Here is a 19,017-nt window from a genome sequence, read left to right as displayed (position 1 = left end):
CTTGCTTTCGGTCAATCACCGATTGTTCTTTATGGGCCGGTAATCCCGTTAACCCCAGGCTGAGGCCAAAGTACGTTTTTTATTTCAGAATCTTAATATTAGGACCTTTCTCCTCTTTTAAACGTTCATTCCGGCCGGCGGACTCCGAGCATGGTATACTCTTCCCAACCATTCCGTGATTAAGGAGCCTTTTCCGTGTTAAAAGAACGCATTGACTACTTGTGCAAGAAGAAAGGAATATCCCGCAAAGAGCTGGTGGAAGGATATGTGACCACCGCCCACTTTGCGAACATCCTTGCCGAACGATATCCGTTGCCCGAAGACCTTGCCGGACATCTGGCGAAGCGCCTTCAAGTGTCTCCTTCCTACTTGGTGGAGGCAGGAAACACAGACCAAGATACGCTGGAGACCGCGAATCGCATTTTTGAAGAGCTTTCCCAGGCGGCTTCGCTTCTATCAGAAGAGCGTATCCACGATCTTCCGGATCGCCATGACTGTTTAACGGTGGAGCTCACCGTAGCTTTGATGAAAGCCGTCTACTACCAACAAGTGAATGATGCGTTATCCCATGATTACCTGCACCAGAACTACCTGAATTTTTACCTCGAGAAGTATGGGCGCCCCGATGATGCCGAGCTCCCGCTGCCTGCGAAGAAAGCAATGCTTTTCTACAAAATCCAATTCTACCGGTCCAAGAACCGTTATCATGAGGCTTTAAGCCACGCGAACCGGTTAAGTGAATATGTGCGGGATGGGACCGATTTATGGCTGACCACGCAAAATTTCAAGATCGAAGCCAGCATTTTTTTGAAGTTATACGACCAGGCCAAGCAGGTGTTTGAAGGAACGATGCGACGCGTTTATGAAGAACGGTTATTTCACCGCTTGACCGATCTGTACATCGCTTACAGCGGTTACTGTTACTCGATGGGATTGTATCAGGAAGCGCTGGTCACCCTCTCGATGGCGGAAGCCAATTTGGTGTATGCGGTAAACCAGGGGAATATGTTATCCACCATCATGAACAACCGGATCATCATGCTGACGATGCAGGGAGAGCATGAACAAGCGGAGGAAGAAATCCGGCGCTTTGCGGAACTTCTCGAACGGGAATCGGTGGAGGTACGGGAGCAATTCCGTCCGATCCTATTGATTTACCGCTGTGAGTCGGCTGCGGCTCAAAAGCAATGGGGTCTGTTAACCCAGTATATGCAAGAGCTCAAATCGTTGGAGCTGACAACGGATCAAGAGATGTCCGCATTTTTTTATCAATGCCAGCTCGCCTTGGCTCATGGACAGCATGAAGAATTTATGGAGCATGCCCTGATATGCCTGCCTTATTACGAATCCGCTCAGCTCACCACGCGACTAGAATCTTTATATGAAGCATTGGCGGCCGTATCGGAGGAATCGAGGAAATACAAGGAGTCCACCGCTTATTATAAAAAGCTGGTCTACCTGCTTCGAAACAAATAATTCATGCGTTAGAAGTCGAAACGACCACCTTCATTCGCAAAACTTTCGTCATGACTTTCTGTTCATTTGCTTTGCAAACGAATCAACTTGGTTGAACCCTGAGAAAAGCGCAAAAGTTTCTCCGAAACGATGAGGTTCATTCCATCATATTGCCCAAAGTTTTGTTTCCTTGCCAAACCATTGTCGCCACAGTTCACCGAAGCTACCATTGAATTATAAATAATTCTTCTAAGCGAGGTGCTCGATTATGGGATGGTTTGGCAAAAAGAAAAGTCCGCAGGATGCGCTGGAGAAAGCAGATCAAATGATGAACAAAGGTTTGACGGGTATGATGATGAAGGGTTTAGTGCCGAAAGAACATCGACACGCCATCAATCAAAGTTTGGAGCAAGCGAAACAGGCACAGATGGCAGCGACCGGCGCCCTTCAATTAACGGCGACCGCCAACGTACGATCCGTACGGGATACCGGAAAGCTGATCAATTTCGATCCGGTCGTCATCCTTGAACTGGATGTCACCGAGAACGGAGGAAACCAATATACCAAAACGCTGGAGACGCTCGTATCGAAACTGCAAATTCCGAGAGCCGGCGATACCATCGGCCTCGCTCAACATCCAGCCAATCCATCGGAACTGGTCTATATGGGACTGATACGCTGAATGCGCCACGTAAAAAAGGACCTGAATCAGGTCCTTTTTGTTGTCATATGCCAGCAGCCTCCTGCAATTTTTCGTTCAACATTCGGAAAGCTTCGTGAATGCTCTCTTTTGGCGTCTTGCCGTACCGCTCTCCGATGTTGACTTCCGAATAACACTGATCTTCTCCTGCCTCGTTCAGATAAGCGACCAATCCGACGCCTGTCGCACGGTACACATCAATCAGGATCGGTTCCAGCTGTTCCTTGTCCAATTCAAAATACACATGGAACATATTCGATACGGGCACGGCAGGCTTCGTCTTCACGCCAAGGCACTGGCCGAACATCGCTGCGAGCTCTTTGGCATCCTCGTAATACCGGCCCATGCTGCCTATTCTTTCCGCATAATAATAATCCGAGCTGATAATATACGGGTAAAGACTGACCAGATCGCCGCCATGCCTTCTCTTCCACACTTTGGACTTTGCCGTCAAATTGGTCCCGCCGGCCAGAATGGCTCCGGCAATCCCGCCGATGCCTTTATAGAAAGATACATACACGCTATCAAAAAGAGCACAGATTTCTGCAGCCCTTTTCTGATAATACGGTGTAATCTCGAACAATCTTGCCCCGTCCAGATGCAGCTTGATGCCTTGAGAACGGCAATAGGCCGAAATGGCCTCCAACTCGGCGTAATCAGGCAGCTGCCCTCCGATTTCACGCTGCGGCAATTCCAGAAGCAGACATGCAATGTCACGATCCAAACGCTGCACGTCCTCAAGCGTAATCAAACGCTCCTGATCGCCAAGCAGAATCGGCTCAATATGATGCAGCTCTTTCAGCCCGTCCTCCTCGTGAATCTCCAAATGGCAAAGCGGGTGATATGCCACTCGCTTCAGATCCGCATCATCGCACCAGATCCGCAAAGCAATCTGCTGCGCCATCGTTCCGCTGGGAAAGAATACCGCCGACTCCTTACCCAGAACCTCTGCCATTCGCGTCTGAAACTCTTCGATGATGGCGCCTTTGCCGTATGTATCCCCCATCTGCGACCCATCCGCGCTGCGAAATGCCTCGAGCAGCACTTCAACATTCCTGCGGCTATGGCCAATCAATGGGTATGCTGTTTCGCCGTAAGCCTCGCCCAGCGATTTTTGTTGTTCTCCCATGTCGCAATAACTCCCCTCGTTCCATCGATTTTGAGCCTAATCTCTTTACATTGAATGGACCACCCATTAAGCATACTAGATAAATGAACAAGTGAAAAATAATTTTGACGACCTAACTTTTCGGAAAAACTTGACAACAGGGGGAAGTCTGAAATAATATTGTATATGAGCATATGTTCATATTAAGGTTTAATCGGCTTTTTGAATCATTCGTTCAATATTCTTATGGTTTATCTGAAGGGAGTTTTCGATTATGCACCATCACAACCACCAGCACGGTCATGACCACAGTCACCAGGATCACGCCCGCTCAGGGAATAAGAAGGGTCTTGCCATCGCCCTGATCATCACGCTCGGCATTATGATTCTAGAATTTGTGGGGGGCCTGCTTACCAACAGTCTGGCCCTGCTATCCGATTCCGGCCATATGCTAAGCGACGCCAGTGCTTTGCTGCTCAGTCTGGTCGCTTTATGGTTTGCCGCAAGGCCCTCATCGCCGAACAAGACCTACGGCTTTTACCGTTTCGAAATACTGGCAGCACTATTAAATGGCGTCGCCCTGTTTGTCATCGCCGGCTTTATCGTCTGGGAGGCGATTCAACGCTTTGATGACCCGCCGGCCGTTGCCAGCGGCAGCATGATGCTCATTGCATCCATCGGCTTGTTGGCTAATCTTCTGAGTGCATGGTTCTTGATGCGGATGGGCGACGTGAAGAACAATGTGAACCTGCGAAGCGCCTACCTCCATGTCATCAGTGATGCGCTTGGCTCCGTAGGTGCTATTGTCGCCGGGATTCTCATGATTGCATTTGGATGGTATATTGCAGATCCTATGATTTCCATTCTGGTTTCGATCTTGATCCTGAAAAGCGCCTGGAGAATTATACAGAATACCGTTCATATCCTCATGGAGGGTGCACCTGCAGCGATTAACCCTGATGAGGTAACGAAATCCCTGCTGTCCATTCCGGGAGTCACGGGCATCCATGATCTCCATATTTGGACGATTACGTCCAATTTCGACTCCTTGAGCTGCCATCTTGTCGTGAAGGATGACGTGACTGGTTATGAGATCCTTCAACAAGCGATTGATCTTCTGGAAAGTCGATTCCACATTGAGCATTCAACCATCCAGATTGAGAACAGCGCCATCGCTCATAAAGAAAATAAAGTGTGATCTGGTTCCTACGGCAGTCTTTCCGATCATGAAAAGGGGAAATCCGGCTGCCGAGGTTTACACTTTTTACAAGCTCGGTTGACCTCCATAATGAGACTATCAAGACATTCTACGCAAGTTACCGCGAAATCCTGAATGTCTGATAGGGAGGCTGCCATGAATAACGATATATATACGCTGGAGAAGCTAAATGAATATCGACAAGCACATTGGGACGAACTGGATCGTCAAGGAAGATTCATTATTCATGATGAGATCGTTGTAAGTGATTCGGAGATAAATGCGAGGAATCGCCGACTTATCGATAAGCTTTACGGGTTCTTTCGAAAGCGGAGATCACGAAAAAACCATTCAAAATCCTTATAAGCCAAAAGAGCAAGCGCCGTTGTACGCGCTTGCTCTTTTTTACGGGAATCACGCCCGCCAGATCTGCTTAAAATCCAGCCATCCCAGATTATTGATGACAACTCCCTTGTAAGAAGGATGCAAACTTGCGAAGAATCTCGTATGAATCAGGAATGATACATGCGCTTCCTCCCGCAGCCTCTCCTCGATGTTCGATAAAATGCTCAACCGCTCCTCGCACCGTTCGCTGGCAAGCGCGTCATCGATGCATTCTTTTACCCAATCCTGCAGGGACGAATCCATGAACTCTTTGACAATGCTGCCCTCCTGTTCGTAATTCTCGATGATGCATACTTCTTCGCCCGGAAGAACTAGGCCGTGCAAAATGCAGTCCATACTGTTCACCACGTCGGGATGCAGCATGGTATCCATACGTATCTCCCGGATCATCAATGGAATCCCAACGGAAGCACACTGATTCTGGATCCATTCGGCATCCTTGATATGATTGGCCAGCGTTCCCATGATGACGGGGGAACCGTCGTAACCCGACTGTCTCAACAGCGACTTGGCGAACTCGGGATCATGAAAGTCTTTGCGGTAAGGCGCTTGTTCATCCATAATGAACCCTCTAGCCGGATAAAGACGATTATCGCCCAGCTCCCGGATCATATCCGAACGGTTCAGGATCAGATTGAATGCGCGGCGAAATTCGACGGATTGAAACGGCCCCTGTTTTTTCATATTCCATGTAATCAAAGTCGTGCAGCCTTCGGAGGATTCTATGATATCCACAGCATGATGGTCGCCGCCATGACCGAATTGCTCCGAATCCTGCAGCAGCCGCTCCCAACTGACGTTGCAGTGCTCGGCATCTTCCGGCATCATAATGATTTGGATGCTGTCCAAATGCGGCCGCCCTTGATAATAGTGGGCATTCGCATGAATGGTCAGCCTTTCCTCGGTCCATTCCTCCACCTGAAAAGGTCCCGTTCCGACAGGAAGCCTCCAGAACTGTTCTTCATCGTGAATCAGCAGATGTTTAGGCACGATGGACATGCATATGGAACTGAGAAACCGGATGAAAATCCGATTCGGCTTATTCAGGATAAAGCGGACCTCGCGGGGCGACACCGCCTCTACGCTGTGCAGTTCACGCACGATCCAAGCATTCCGTCGATCCTGACCCAAGCGCTCCACCGTGAATTTCACGTCCTCGGCCGTTAATTCCTTGCCGTCATGGAACAGAATCCCTTTACGAAGATGAAACGTCCAGTTCGTTCCATCCTCGCTGCTCTCCCAATGATGCGCAATCACAGGCATGTATTGATCCTTTGCTTTATCGTATACCACCAACCGATCGAATATTTGCTGGATCATATGAGCTTGAAAACTGTAATAGCACTCGGCGGGGTCCAAGGTTTCGATCAGCCGATACACTGGCAGCCGCAGCGAATCCCTGGCTTCTTCCTCCCCTTCCTTCATCTCCTTGCAAAAGCCAAAATGCCCATTCATCCACTCCACGTAGGAGTCGTTGGTCCGAATGCCTTGTCCGTAGGTACGAAGCAGCTCAAAGGCTTGCTTGTATTCCCCTTTTTCCGCGAGCTGCTGCGCCGCTTCCTGAAGCAGCTCTGCTTGATCCGCTTGAAAGGTCAGCTTGGACCGGTTTCCTCGCCCGCGTCCGGCTTTCCATAGAATCCAGCCCTTCTCTTCGAGCTTGCGCAAAACGAGCTTCGCGTTGCGCGACGTGCAATAAAGCGTGTCGGCAATCTGCTCAAGCGTCACTTCCGTAGCGGTATGGACTGGAGCGTTAACAGCAAGCTTCCGGTGAAGCATGAAAAATTGTTCGTACAGCATTGCGATCCGCTCCCTCCTTGGTAAAATCCAATACGTTTATTCTACTTGGAGATCGTTTCGAGCGCGAGTACCTTTTCAGTAGAAATCCATTATATTCAAAAAAGAACGGCTCCATTCCCCCTAAACCGTCAGCCATAGATTGCACGTCCTTATTCCACAACAGAGGACCTTCGTTTCATATCAAACCATCAAATTCCGGCTTATGAACTCCTCCGCTTCCTTCATTTTTAATGTAAGCTCCATGCCGTCGGACATGTTCTTCAAGCGAAGCACGCCAGCCGCCGCTTCATCTTCGCCGATCAGAATGGCATAAGGGATGCCTTCGGCCGAAGCGGAGGCCAAGGTCTTTTTCAATTTGCGCCGCTGGGTAGCCAATCGGGTACGAATGCCGCGATTCCGAAGTTCCGCAGCAGCCATCAATCCTTCCGGGACAGCTTCTCCTATCGGGATAACGACAACGTGTGGCCTGTTCGTTTCAACCCCCCGGTCCCGAAGCATCTCCATAATGGATTCCATGCCGAACGAAAGCCCTACCGTCGGATATGCCATATCTTCCCGTCCAACAAGCTGCCCGATGATCGCGTCATATCTGCCGCCTCCGCCCAGACTTGAACGAAAAGCATGGGACGCGTCGTAAATTTCGTAAACGGTTCCTGTGTAAAACGATAAACCCCGGGAAAGAAACGGATCAAATACGCAGATGTCCTGCAAACCGACACGCTGCAGCAGGCTTTGCAGGCTTTGAACTTCGCGCGCGCCCCGCCCCGGCTCCAGGTTGTATGTTCTGGTAATCTGCCCAAACGTCGGTTCCTTGAGATCCACGAAGCTCAGGATCCGGCAGCTAATCTCCAGATCAATCACCTTATCCGCGAGCTCTTTCCGAACCCCTTCCCTCCCAATCTTGTCCAGCTTATCCAGTGTCAGCATGACGGATGAACTTAAGTTGGCCGGTACGCCCATAGCTCCCAGGAGTTCGCCCAGAAAGCCACGATTGTTCCACCTGAGGACAATCGGAATATCAAGTCTTCGGAACACCTCGGCTGCGAGCTGCATCAGCTCCGCTTCCGCTTCCGGACCCGCAACCCCCACCACATCGACGTCGCACTGCAGAAACTCCCGCAATCTGCCCCTTTTGACCGGGCCGTCCCGAAATACCTTCCCCATCTCATATCGCTTGAATGGCTGGCTGATGCCAGGGTTCAGCGCGATCACCTTGGCGAACGGTATCGTCAGGTCGTATCGCAGTCCCAGCTGCCGCGCTCCCTGATCCGTCAGCTGATACATCTCCTTGAGTATTTCTTCTCCTCCAGCGTACTTGGAAGACAGCAGTTCCAATTCATTCAGGATGGTTGACTCCATCTCCGTGTAATCGTAACATTCAAACACTTCGCGAAGCGTCGATTGCACCTTTCTCCTTACAGCCTGTTCCTGTCCAAAATAATCATATGTCCCTTTTACGTTCTGCATCGCTGCTCATCCTTTCGTCCCAAGAAAATAAAAAACGCGCCGGACCTCATGGTCCCGCGCGCTTGGTATGCGGCAGGGAGGCCAACGCGAACAGCGTTAGCCCGCCCTGTAGAATTACAGGGGTGCTAACGCTGCTTGTGATGATGAAGTTGATTGGATTTGATGCTGTTCATAACATAATCCCCTTCACTTTAAGCCATTGATTAAGGGGAATTATAGCGCAGCTGATCTATATATTCAAGGGCAATTCCTCTCAGATGGTTCGGGACCAATGGCGATGGGCCGCAATTGCATCAATGAAGGCTTGGCCGAACAGCTTCGAATCCTCATTCTCTTGAGCGACCACGATTCCTTCACCGCTCGCCGCCGGAAGCAGATTCATTCCTTCGGCGATAGCCGCGATCGGTTTGAAATGCTGATAAGCTTCCTTGATAAAGTCCAGCACTTTCTGCTCCGTCAGGATCTCTGACACGCTTAGCGTCCCGCCCGCGACAAGCACCGCGTCGAATAACACCGAGTCCGCCCCCAGGAGCGAATGTTTCACTTCCAGTTCTCCGCCGGATTTGCCTGTAATGACGCCAAGCTTCGCGCTAACCACTTCGGTGATGATGCCGGCTTGCTGGAGCTGCGCAAGCACGAACGGAAGCTCGTCCGTAAATCCATTGCCTGCAAGCACAGCCACCTTGCGTGTTAATGGGAGCTTCACGGTGTTCATCATACTGAGAGCCGGAGAGGAGTCTTTGGAAGCAGAGCCGCTGGTTTGGGGAGGAATGGTTCCTAACCCTTCCGAAATTCTTGTCGCGAGTTCGCTGTCCACATTCGCAAACAGGTCAACGATCTGCTGTCGAAGTTCCTTCCGCTGCACTTTGCCAAGCTCGAACTGGAATGCGGATACGATATGCTGCTTCTCCACCTCGGACATGCTGTTCCAGAACAAAGCCGCCTGGCTGAAGTGATCCTTGAAGCTGTCGCTTCGGGCTTGCACCTTGCGACCCTCCACCTTCTCGGTATAATGCTCGTAGCCGCCTCGTTCGGCTGGAACGGGCTTGGGCGTGTTGCCCGCAATGCCATTCTTATGATAGCTGACCGGCCCCTTGTTAATGGTCATGCGGTGCATCCCGTCCCGTTGGTTGTTATGAACCGGCGCAATCGGACGATTAATCGGAATTTCGTGGAAATTCGGCCCGCCCAGACGGGACAGCTGCGTATCGGTATAGGAGAACAGACGTCCCTGCAGCAGCGGATCATTGGTAAAATCGATGCCCGGCACGACATGACCCGGATGGAAAGCAATCTGTTCCGTCTCCGCAAAGAAATTATCCGTATTGCGATTAAGCGTCATTTTTCCGATGATTCTGACCGGAATGATCTCTTCCGGCCATATCTTCGTCGGATCGAGGATATCAAAATCAAAATTGAATTCCTCGTCCTCCCCGATCATTTGAACGCCAAATTCGAATTCCGGATAGTTCCCCGTTTCGATGGCATCCCATAGATCGCGGCGGTTAAAGTCGGGATCCTTTCCTGCCAGCTTCTGCGTTTCGTCCCACACGAGAGAATGAGTGCCCAGCACGGGCTTCCAGTGGAATTTCACAAAATGCGCCTTTCCTTCCTCGTTCACGAAACGAAAGGTATGCACGCCGAAGCCCTCCATCATTCGGAAGCTTCGCGGAAGCGAACGGTCCGACATCGCCCACATCACCATGTGCGCGCTTTCCGTGTTGTTAGCTACAAAATCCCAGAACGTATCGTGAGCGGATTGCGCCTGCGGAATCTCGTTATGGGGCTCGGGCTTTACCGCGTGAACGAAATCGGGAAACTTCATCGCATCCTGTACGAAGAATACAGGCATGTTGTTGCCAACCAGATCATAGTTGCCCTCTTCCGTATAGAATTTAGTTGCGAAACCGCGCACGTCCCGCACGGTGTCGGCTGAGCCCCTGGAGCCCGCCACCGTCGAGAACCGGACAAATACGGGCGTCACGACGGAAGGATCCTGCAGGAATTTGGCTTTGGTATAATCTTTCATCGATTCATATAACTGAAAATAACCATGGGCTCCAAAACCGCGGGCATGCACAATGCGCTCAGGAATTCGCTCATGGTCGAAATGCGTCATTTTCTCTCTGAAATGGAAGTCCTCCATTAGTGTCGGACCGCGTTCGCCGGCCTTAAGCGAATGCTCATCCTCAGAGACCGTAAGCCCCTGGTTCGTAGTCAAGTTCTTGCCGTCATTGTCTACCGTAAATTGTTCCAGCTGTTGGTCCTTGCTCGTCTTGTTGTTGCTGTTGTTGACATTCGAGTTGGAATTTGAATTGTCCATGATCGGAACCTCCTGGTTATGTAGTAGATGAGTCTCTGGCGAGTGTTTCCCTTGGTAACAGATCCGCTTGCGAACCCGTCATCTAATTACCCTGCAATATGGAATACGAATCCAGTTTCATCCGACCTTCATAAAAAGCTCATGCAATCGAGCTGCAAGCTTAGCGCCGGGAAATTCAACGTTTCCCTTGCCTATAAAAAAAGCAGCCCCCCTCTTCAGAGGTCGGCCGCAATGTAAACTGTAATGGCTTAAATCCCTGTCAGTTTATCCGGATTTCTCACGATATAGATATCCTGCAGCAATCCATTCCGGATATTGAAGAAAACGGGCAACCCGCTCCCGGGTTTCGACCGGCCTTGACGCCGCGATCACTTTACCGCCGCCATCGGACAGAAGGACGGCATCGTCCTTCAGCAGGGACAGGACATGTTCAGCATTTCCTTCGATCAGGGCCGTGAAGAATCGGTTTACGCCCTTATGCTTCAAAGCCCCCCTACGACAACGCATGTGAAATCCTTTATCAAAACAACCCATCTCCTTTGGTTTATGCGATTTGCACATATCACGAGATGGGGGCTGTTTTTGTGACATGACTTCAAACCTTTTTTAGGGGAATTGACTGCTCTTCATCAGCAAGCCCCATAAAAACTCTCTTTGCTGTCCGATTCATCCTTAAAATCATGCCAATATGTCCGCTATTTCAGCTTCACACGGTCCGATATCTCGACGAGGCGACGTATTCCCTCATCCAGCTGAACCTCGCTGATATAAGAGTAACTAAGCCTGATCCACGATTCCATCCGATCCAGCGGATCGCATATCCGTCCAGGAACAAACGCTACCGATTCCGCCAGGCATTGCTGCAATAACGCATCCACGTTGATCGTTTCCGGCAGCCGTATCCATAGATTCAAGCCGCCTCCCGGGCTGCTCCAGCTCCAATCCGTAGCCGCCAGCAGGTTCTCCATCCTCGCTTTTCGAAGCTCCAGCGCTATCCGAAGCTTGGCCACATGTTCCTGGAGCCTGCTGGAGAAGAAATAATGCTGAAAGATCTTTTGCGTCAGCAAGGGCGTACCGTTGTCCGAAAGCGCCTTGACCGGTACGATTACCTTCATCAGCTCCGGACGTGCGGCCAGGACCGATATCCGCAGGCCAGGGGCAACGTATTTGCTAAAGCTTCGAATATGAATGACGTAACCCTCCGTATCGTAATAAAAAAAGGGCAGCGGCGGCGGATCTCCAAAATAAATGTCGTGATAAACCTCATCCTCCACCAGAATGCATTCATATCGTTCGGCTAGTTCAACCAGCGCCTTCCGCTGCGTTACAGGTACCGTGTATCCTGTCGGGTTTTGAAACGTCGGGTTCATGTAGAACAGCTTCGGCTTCTCCGTCCGCATCAAATATTCGATATGTTCCAGGTCGTATCCTTGCGGCGTAATCTCGATGGGGAGCAGATTGACATTTTGCTGAACAAAAACATCAATCGCCGGGCTGTATGTCGGCCGTTCGATCAATACAGCATCTCCGCTTTTGACGAGCGAGCGCGAAATCAGATCAATCGCTTGCTGGGATCCCGTCGTAATCAGCAGTTCCTCCGGATGAACCGCTATGCCCTGCTTCTCCATGAAATACCGGGCCATTTCCTCGCGCAGCTCCAAATCTCCGGACACCGAAGAATAAGTGCTCAATACCTTCGGATACATGTCAAACACTTGTTTGACGTGGTTGGACAAGAATGCATTCGGCAGCAGCGCAGGATCGATCAGCGCTTCCGACATCTGGTAATCGACCTGATGCCTGTGAATGTCGGACAAGCGGCTGCGATTGACGTACAGCGATCTGGCCTGATATTCCCAAGGCGGGCTGAATGCAAGGGATTCCGCCGAAATGTCTTCTGCCTTACTCGCCACAAAATACCCTGATTTATATTTCACTTCCACGATGCCATCCTCTAACAGCTGCTGATAAGCCTTCAATACCGTTAATCGATGAACCTTCAAACGCTCCGCCATAACCCTAACCGACGGCAGCTTGTCAGACTCCTTCCACTCCCCTGTTGCAATGCCCTTCGCAACGGTGTCGTAAACCAGCTGCTGCAATGTTCCTTTTCCTGCCTTTTCATCCATCATCGAAAGCTTCATCTGTTCTTTCCCCCTGATTTATTTGCAGGCGAATCTGTTCTATCAGACCCGAATCTGTTCTATTAACTACCTATTATAGTATAGAAAAAGGAGGATGCAGCATGATTATTTTTAACTACTTATTAATGTGCGCCATTTTCAGCACCACGTTTCTCGCCATCAAAATCGGCGTGGAGGCAGGACTGCCGCCATTTCTTTCGGCGGGGCTTCGGTTTCTTCTGGCGGGCGCCTTCATCTTCCTATGGATGATATTGCAGCGCAAGGCAAAACCGAGCCTGCTCCTGCGCAAGGAATTCCTTCTGATCGGGATGACCAGCACGTTTCTGACGTTTGCGACGCTGTATTGGGCCGAGCAGCATGTAGCTTCTGGCATTGCCGCCATACTGTCGGCTACGGGCCCTATGATGATCCTGATGATTCAATCCGTTGTCATGCGGAAGAAAGCCCGGCGCAGCGATTACTGGGGCTGTGCGGTCGGATTTGCGGGCGTGTGCGTGCTCATTATGCCCAAGCTGGCGATCGGGAGCGACCTCATCTGGATTCTGAGCTGCATGGTCATCCTTATAGGCGAAATCGGTTATAGCGTGGGCTCGCTTGCTACCCGCAAACTGTCCTTTGACATGCCGGATATCTCGCCGATTACGATCAATGCGGTGCAGATGATGCATGGGGGCTTGGCTTTATTGCTTCTATCCTTGTTCAGTGAACGCGGGCAATGGACTGGGCTGACAACGATGCCGGCCATAGGTTCGGTCTTTTATTTGACAATCGTCGGCTCGATGCTGGGCCATAGCCTGTATGCCTGGCTGCTAAAAGCGACGAATGCCTTTTTCCCGTCCACCTGGCTCTTCGTGTCGCCGATCATCGCGCTGGGACTCGGTGCATTTTTGTACGGCGAGACGATTTCATTTTATTCGGTCCTAGGCAGTTTGTTCATTATCTGCGGGATTCTGATCGTGAATCTGCCTGAGCTCAGGACACGTTTCATGTCGCGCCGCATGGCATCAAGCTCGGGATAAAGCGTGGCATGGTTCCTCGAATGAATGGGCATATGAAAACGGCTGCGACCCGTAATTCTCGTTACGTGTCACAGCCGTTATGCTATGTGATCCTACTGTTATGTTACGATTCCTAATCCACTTTGGCACGATAAGCATCCGCGGTCAGCAGTTTGCCTAGCGCTTCGTCCAGATCGCCCTCCACCTCTACCTCCATAATCCATCCGCCTTCATATGGCTCTCCGTTCACAAGCTCAGGCTGGTCTTCCAAGGAGGAATTCACTTTCGTAATGGTTCCGGAAACAGGGGAATACAGCTCCGAAACGGTTTTGACCGACTCAATGGTGCCGATGCTATCACCTGCAGAAACCGATGCGCCAGTCTCGGGAAGCTCTACGAATACGATATCGCCCAGCTGGCACTGCGCATGATCGGAAATACCGACGCGCACCACATTTCCATCAACCCTCAATGCCCATTCATGATCGTCGCTGTACACCAAATTCTCTCTGATTTCGCTCATTTTCGAATACTCCTCTTTTCTTAAAAATGAAATTAAGGTGAATGAAAAAAAGGACGCGAAAAAAGGCTTTCGCCTTCTCTCTGTCCTCGGTACCTGAGAGTTTGTGATCGGCCGCCTCATAACGGTTCGATCTTTCCCCTTGGGTGGCTTGCGCACTCTCCAGAGCTGCGTCGGATGGCGGTTCGTTTACCTGAGAGATTACTCGTCAGCCCGGCAGGCATAACGGTTTGCTCCTTCGGTGCCGCTCGGGTTATCCCCAACTCGTTAGCGGTCTCTCCCATCCATCGTCATTCGCATATTCGGTTGGCTTATTCTCCCACAGAATAAAACAGGGACGAGTCGATGTCAAGATTTCTAACAAAATTTTAAACATGAACATATTTTTTTATGAAATAAAGGTTGACACTTTATGGAGAGGCACGTTTATAATAATCACAAGAACGTAGGAAGATGACAACTCAATATGTATCGCGCGGATGATGGTAGCGGGAGAGATTACCGACAGACTGACAGGTAGCGCCGAAGGAGTAAGCCGGATCACGGTGAATCTCTCAGGCAAAAGGACCTTTACCGGACGCACCTCTGGAGAGAATTCTGAATAAAGAATCACCCACGGGGAAACTCACACACGCTTGACACAACACTAACATGACATGTGGGGTAACTCTCAGGTACAAAGGACAGAGCAGAAGGATTACGCAACGAGCGGGCTTTTTGGGCACGGCTTGTTATCCTTCTGTCTGTCCTTTTTTGGTGTTTCCCCGATTAACCATGCCAATTAAAGAGGTGAAGAGATGAGTTCATTACAACGTACACCGCTTTACCCGCTTTATTCCGATTTTCCTTCTACTCGCTGCATCGATTTCGGCGGCTGGGAATTGCCCGTGCAATTTTCCGGCATCGTGCAAGAACATGAAGCCGTACGCAAGCACGCCGGCCTGTTCGACGTCTCCCACATGGGTGAATTTATGATCAGCGGACAAGACGCCGAAGCTTTCATCCAGAACATGATCACGAATGACGTCACCCGAATTACGGTCGGTCAGGCCCAGTATACGCTAATGTGTGATGACAACGGCGGTACGGTCGATGACCTGCTTGTGTATAAACTGTCGTCGGATCGATTCATGCTGGTTGTGAATGCATCCAACATCGATAAGGATCTTCAGTGGCTTCATGAACACGTCACAGGTGATGTCGCCATCCGGAACGTATCCGCGGAGACGGCACTGATTGCACTCCAAGGACCTGCAGCCGAGAACATCTTGTCGAAGGCAACCTCGGAGACGCTCGGCGATCTCCCCTCCTTCCATTTTATCCAGAACGCGCAAGTATGCGGCCATGCCGCCTTGCTCTCACGGACCGGTTATACCGGAGAAGACGGCTTTGAAATCTATTGCTCCGCCGGGGATGCGCCGGATATCTGGAGAGGTCTGTTAACCGCGGGGGAAGACCATGGACTCATTCCGGCCGGACTTGGTGCACGCGATACGCTCCGCTTCGAGGCGAAACTGCCACTGTACGGACAGGAGCTTTCGAGCACGATCTCACCGCTTGAAGCCAGCCTCGGTTATTTCGTGAAGCTGGACAACGGCGATTTCATCGGACGGGAAGCGCTTCAGCAGCAGAAACAAGACGGTGTGCGGCGTAAGCTGGTTGGCATCGAGCTTATTGACCGCGGTATCCCGCGGTCCCATTACCCTGTATACAACGGTAATGGTGAACCGATCGGAGAAGTGACCAGCGGTACTCAATCTCCCTCGCTCAAGCGAAATCTCGGATTGGCCTTGATCGAAACCCCTTATGCAAGCTTGGATTCCGAAGTATGGGTCGAGATTCGCGGTAAGAAATTAAAAGCCAAAGTGGTTAAGACACCATTCTATAAAAGAGGAGCTGCCTTATCATGAAGCATCGTTACTTGCCTATGACAGATCAAGATCAGGCCGACATGCTTGCCGCCGTCGGAGCGGAGACCATCGAAGACCTGTTTGCCGATATCCCTAAATCCGTCCGATACAACGGCGTCCTCCCGATGTCGAAACGGCTGGGTGAGCCAGAGCTGCTGAAGCATATGCGCCGCTTGGCGGACCGCAATGCCGATTTCGACCGGTATACCAGCTTTCTCGGAGCCGGATTGTATGACCACCACATTCCCGTCGTCCTCAATCATGTGATTTCCCGCTCCGAATTTTACACGGCGTACACGCCATACCAACCGGAGATCAGCCAAGGCGAGCTGCAAGCGATCTTTGAATTTCAATCTTACATCTGTGAATTGACCGGCATGAAAGTAGCCAATGCCAGCATGTATGACGGTTCAACGGCACTGGCTGAGGCAGCGGCGCTTGCCAGCGGGGCAACCAAACGAAAGAGAATCGTTATTTCCCGAGCCGTTCACCCGGAAGCCCGGGAGATCGTTCTGACTTCGGCTCACGGCCTCGATCTGGAAGTCGTTGAAGTCGGCATCGTTAACGGCGTTACCGACCTGGATGCGCTCGCCGCTGCCGTTACGGATGACACGGCAGCCGTGCTTCTGCAATCGCCGAACTTCTTCGGCTGCATTGAGGACGTGAGATCGATCGAGCCCTTGGTTCATGATCAAAAAGCATTGCTCGTGCTGAGCGTAAACCCGCTGTCGCTTGGGCTGCTCGAATCCCCTGGCGTGCTTGGGGCCGACATCGTTGTCGGCGATGCCCAGCCGCTCGGCATTCCTGCCTCTCTCGGCGGGCCGACCTGCGGATTCTTTGCGGTATCCGAACCGCTGATGCGCCGTATTCCCGGCCGGATCGTGGGCCAAACCGTCGATAAGGACGGTAAGCGCGGCTTTGTGCTGACGCTGCAGGCACGGGAACAACATATTCGCCGGGAAAAAGCAACGTCGAACATCTGCTCGAATCAGGCACTGCTCGCGCTGTGTGCCTCCGTTTATATGTCTACGCTGGGTAAAGCCGGCATGCAGGAGGCAGCGCTTCTGAATGTGCGCAAATCCCATTACGCTGCCGACCTCGTCGCCAAGGGCTCCTTATCTCTCCCATTCAGCTCTCCGTTCTTCAATGAATTCGTAGTGAAGCTGCCGGATGGAACGAACGTGAAGGAGGTCAACTCGAAGCTGCTGGAGGCCGGTTATATCGGCGGCTACGATCTAGGCTCTTCGTACCCTGAGCTTCATGGATGCATGCTGATCGCCGTGACCGAACGGCGGACGAAGGAAGAAATCGACCAGTTTATTGGTGAATTGGAGGCGATTGTATGAAACCGGAAAAAGCCTTGATATTTGAACTCAGCAAGCCCGGCCGGGTCGCCTATTCTCTGCCCGAATGCGACGTACCGGAAACCGACGCCGCTTCATTCATACCGGAGAGCCTGCTGCGCAGCAAACCAGCCGAACTGCCGGAGGTTTATGAGGTGGATGTCATCCGTCATTATACCGAGCTGTCGCGACGGAATTTCGGCATCGATAACGGTTTCTATCCGCTCGGCTCATGCACGATGAAATACAATCCGAAGATTAACGAGGATGTTGCCCGTTTTGCCGGTTTTGCCAAGATTCATCCGTACCAGCCTGAGGAAAGCATTCAGGGCGCACTGGAGCTGCTGTATACCCTACAGAACGACTTGGCCGCATTGACCGGCATGGATCAAGTAACGCTGCAGCCTGCTGCGGGTGCCCATGGCGAATGGACGGGGCTGATGCTGATTCGCGCCTACCATGAGAGCCGCGGCGAGAAACGCACCAAGGTCATCGTACCCGACTCCTCTCACGGCACGAACCCGGCCAGCGCAACGGTAGCCGGTTACGACACGATCACGATTAAATCCAATGAACGGGGCATGGTGGATCTGGATGCCCTCCGCGCCGTCGTTGGTGAGGATACGGCGGCCCTGATGCTGACGAACCCGAGCACGCTTGGCCTGTTCGAGGAGCAGATCGTGGAAATTTCGGAAATCGTGCACGACGCCGGCGGTCTGCTGTACTATGACGGAGCCAATTCCAACGCCATCATGGGAATTACCCGACCAGGCGACATGGGCTTTGACGTGGTCCATCTCAACCTGCACAAAACGATGAGCACACCCCATGGCGGAGGCGGTCCCGGCGCAGGCCCTGTCGGCGTGAAAAGCCTGCTGGTCCCGTTCCTGCCGAAACCGATCGTGTCCAAGCGCGAAGACGGCACCTTCTACTGGGATTACGAGCGTCCCCAGTCGATCGGCCGCGTGAAGGCGTTCTATGGCAACTTCGGCATTCTGGTTCGTGCCTATGCTTATATTCGCACCTATGGACCGGAAGGACTTCGCCGCGTCTCTGAGCTCGCCGTGCTGAATGCGAACTACATGATGCATCGTTTGGCTCCTTATTACGAAGTGGCCTACCCGGGCCTATGCAAGCACGAATTCGTGCTGTCCGGCAGAAAGCTGAAGGAGTACGGCGTGCGAACCCTGGACGTTGCCAAGCGGCTGCTCGATTTCGGCTATCATCCGCCAACCATCTATTTCCCGCTCAACGTGGAGGAATGCATCATGATCGAGCCGACCGAAACGGAGAGCAAAGAAACGCTGGACAGTTTCATTGACACAATGATCCAGATCGCAAAAGAAGCCGAGTCTACGCCGGACGTTGTCATTAACGCCCCTTACACCACAGTTGTGAAGCGACTAGACGAAACGACGGCCGCGCGCAAACCGGTACTAAACTGCACCTGCGGTTAACGCGGGAGTTGATCCGTTATAATAGCTTAACAGCTACCGACATGCTTTCTGAGAAGGCAGACCGCATACAGCGGCTGTTTTCTTGCAAGCTAAAGATTAGATGTGGTGCGTCTCTGAAATTCATGCTCTCTTCTCTATAGAGAAAGGGTGTCCCTCGCCGTAGCAGCGGCTGTAGGGACACCCTTTTTATGT

14 protein-coding genes and 2 riboswitches are annotated in these 19,017 nt (G+C 51.5%); of the genes, 7 read left to right on the top strand and 7 right to left on the bottom strand.

The window, feature by feature from the left end:
- Positions 1-195 precede the first annotated feature (195 nt).
- The gene (locus BMX45_RS04285; RefSeq protein ID WP_090908642.1) at positions 196-1,476 is read left to right on the top strand and encodes a transcriptional regulator; all 1,281 of its coding nucleotides are present in this window, start codon (positions 196-198) and stop codon (positions 1,474-1,476) included.
- Positions 1,477-1,723: 247 nt separating this feature from the next.
- A complete protein-coding gene (locus tag BMX45_RS04280; protein ID WP_090908641.1) occupies positions 1,724-2,137 on the top strand; it encodes a hypothetical protein in 414 nt (137 codons plus the stop codon).
- Positions 2,138-2,180: 43 nt separating this feature from the next.
- Here the strand turns inward: BMX45_RS04280 and BMX45_RS04275 are convergent, their stop codons facing one another.
- The gene (locus BMX45_RS04275; protein ID WP_090908640.1) at positions 2,181-3,284 is read right to left on the bottom strand and encodes a threonine aldolase family protein; all 1,104 of its coding nucleotides are present in this window, start codon (positions 3,282-3,284) and stop codon (positions 2,181-2,183) included.
- 253 nt (positions 3,285-3,537) lie between these two features.
- Between BMX45_RS04275 and BMX45_RS04270 the strand changes: the two genes are divergently transcribed.
- The gene (locus tag BMX45_RS04270; protein ID WP_090908639.1) at positions 3,538-4,461 is read left to right on the top strand and encodes a cation diffusion facilitator family transporter; all 924 of its coding nucleotides are present in this window, start codon (positions 3,538-3,540) and stop codon (positions 4,459-4,461) included.
- Between the two features lie 414 nt (positions 4,462-4,875).
- On the opposite strand, the gene BMX45_RS04260 is transcribed toward BMX45_RS04270, so the two are convergent.
- The 5 genes from BMX45_RS04260 to BMX45_RS04240 form a co-directional block, all read right to left on the bottom strand.
- Positions 4,876-6,663 (bottom strand): ABC transporter substrate-binding protein, encoded by a 1,788-nt coding sequence (locus tag BMX45_RS04260; RefSeq protein ID WP_090908637.1) that lies wholly within the window; start codon positions 6,661-6,663, stop codon positions 4,876-4,878.
- A gap of 180 nt (positions 6,664-6,843) precedes the next feature.
- Positions 6,844-8,130 (bottom strand): histidine--tRNA ligase, encoded by a 1,287-nt coding sequence (locus BMX45_RS04255; protein ID WP_090908636.1) that lies wholly within the window; start codon positions 8,128-8,130, stop codon positions 6,844-6,846.
- Positions 8,131-8,383: 253 nt separating this feature from the next.
- Positions 8,384-10,453 (bottom strand): catalase, encoded by a 2,070-nt coding sequence (locus BMX45_RS04250; RefSeq protein WP_090908635.1) that lies wholly within the window; start codon positions 10,451-10,453, stop codon positions 8,384-8,386.
- 264 nt (positions 10,454-10,717) lie between these two features.
- A complete protein-coding gene (locus tag BMX45_RS04245) occupies positions 10,718-10,960 on the bottom strand; it encodes a hypothetical protein (RefSeq protein ID WP_254777943.1) in 243 nt (80 codons plus the stop codon).
- A 188-nt stretch (positions 10,961-11,148) separates the two neighbouring features.
- Positions 11,149-12,597, bottom strand: a complete 1,449-nt coding sequence (locus BMX45_RS04240) for an aminotransferase-like domain-containing protein (RefSeq protein ID WP_090908634.1) — start codon at positions 12,595-12,597, stop codon at positions 11,149-11,151.
- A 101-nt stretch (positions 12,598-12,698) separates the two neighbouring features.
- On the opposite strand from BMX45_RS04240, the gene BMX45_RS04235 reads away from it, so the two are divergent.
- Complete coding sequence (locus BMX45_RS04235) at positions 12,699-13,616, top strand: DMT family transporter (protein WP_090908633.1); 918 nt, start codon at positions 12,699-12,701, stop codon at positions 13,614-13,616.
- Between the two features lie 112 nt (positions 13,617-13,728).
- Here BMX45_RS04235 and gcvH read toward each other — a convergent pair whose 3' ends face one another.
- Positions 13,729-14,118 carry a glycine cleavage system protein GcvH gene (gcvH, locus tag BMX45_RS04230; RefSeq protein WP_090908632.1) on the bottom strand — a complete coding sequence of 130 codons (390 nt, stop codon included), beginning with the start codon at positions 14,116-14,118 and terminating at the stop codon, positions 13,729-13,731.
- Between the two features lie 169 nt (positions 14,119-14,287).
- A riboswitch (glycine riboswitch) is annotated at positions 14,288-14,408 on the bottom strand.
- Between the two features lie 186 nt (positions 14,409-14,594).
- Positions 14,595-14,695: riboswitch (glycine riboswitch) on the top strand.
- 217 nt (positions 14,696-14,912) lie between these two features.
- On the opposite strand from gcvH, the gene gcvT reads away from it, so the two are divergent.
- Genes gcvT through gcvPB form a run of 3 tightly spaced genes read left to right on the top strand, consistent with a single transcriptional unit; the run spans position 14,913 to position 18,825 of the window.
- Positions 14,913-16,025 (top strand): glycine cleavage system aminomethyltransferase GcvT, encoded by a 1,113-nt coding sequence (gene gcvT, locus BMX45_RS04225; protein ID WP_090908631.1) that lies wholly within the window; start codon positions 14,913-14,915, stop codon positions 16,023-16,025.
- On the top strand, positions 16,022-17,371 hold the full coding sequence (gene gcvPA, locus BMX45_RS04220; protein ID WP_090908630.1) for an aminomethyl-transferring glycine dehydrogenase subunit GcvPA: 1,350 nt from the start codon (positions 16,022-16,024) through the stop codon (positions 17,369-17,371). Before gcvT ends, gcvPA begins: the two co-directional genes overlap by 4 nt.
- Entirely contained in the window at positions 17,368-18,825 is a 1,458-nt protein-coding gene (gcvPB, locus tag BMX45_RS04215; protein WP_090908629.1) for an aminomethyl-transferring glycine dehydrogenase subunit GcvPB, read from the top strand. Before gcvPA ends, gcvPB begins: the two co-directional genes overlap by 4 nt.
- Positions 18,826-19,017 lie beyond the last annotated feature (192 nt).

The organism is Paenibacillus sp. cl141a (assembly GCF_900109305.1).
In the GTDB taxonomy this organism is placed as follows: domain Bacteria; phylum Bacillota; class Bacilli; order Paenibacillales; family Paenibacillaceae; genus Paenibacillus_AQ; species Paenibacillus_AQ lautus_A.
The sequence above is the reverse complement of the archived record's forward strand: the minus strand, read 5'-3'. Positions and strand labels throughout refer to the sequence as shown.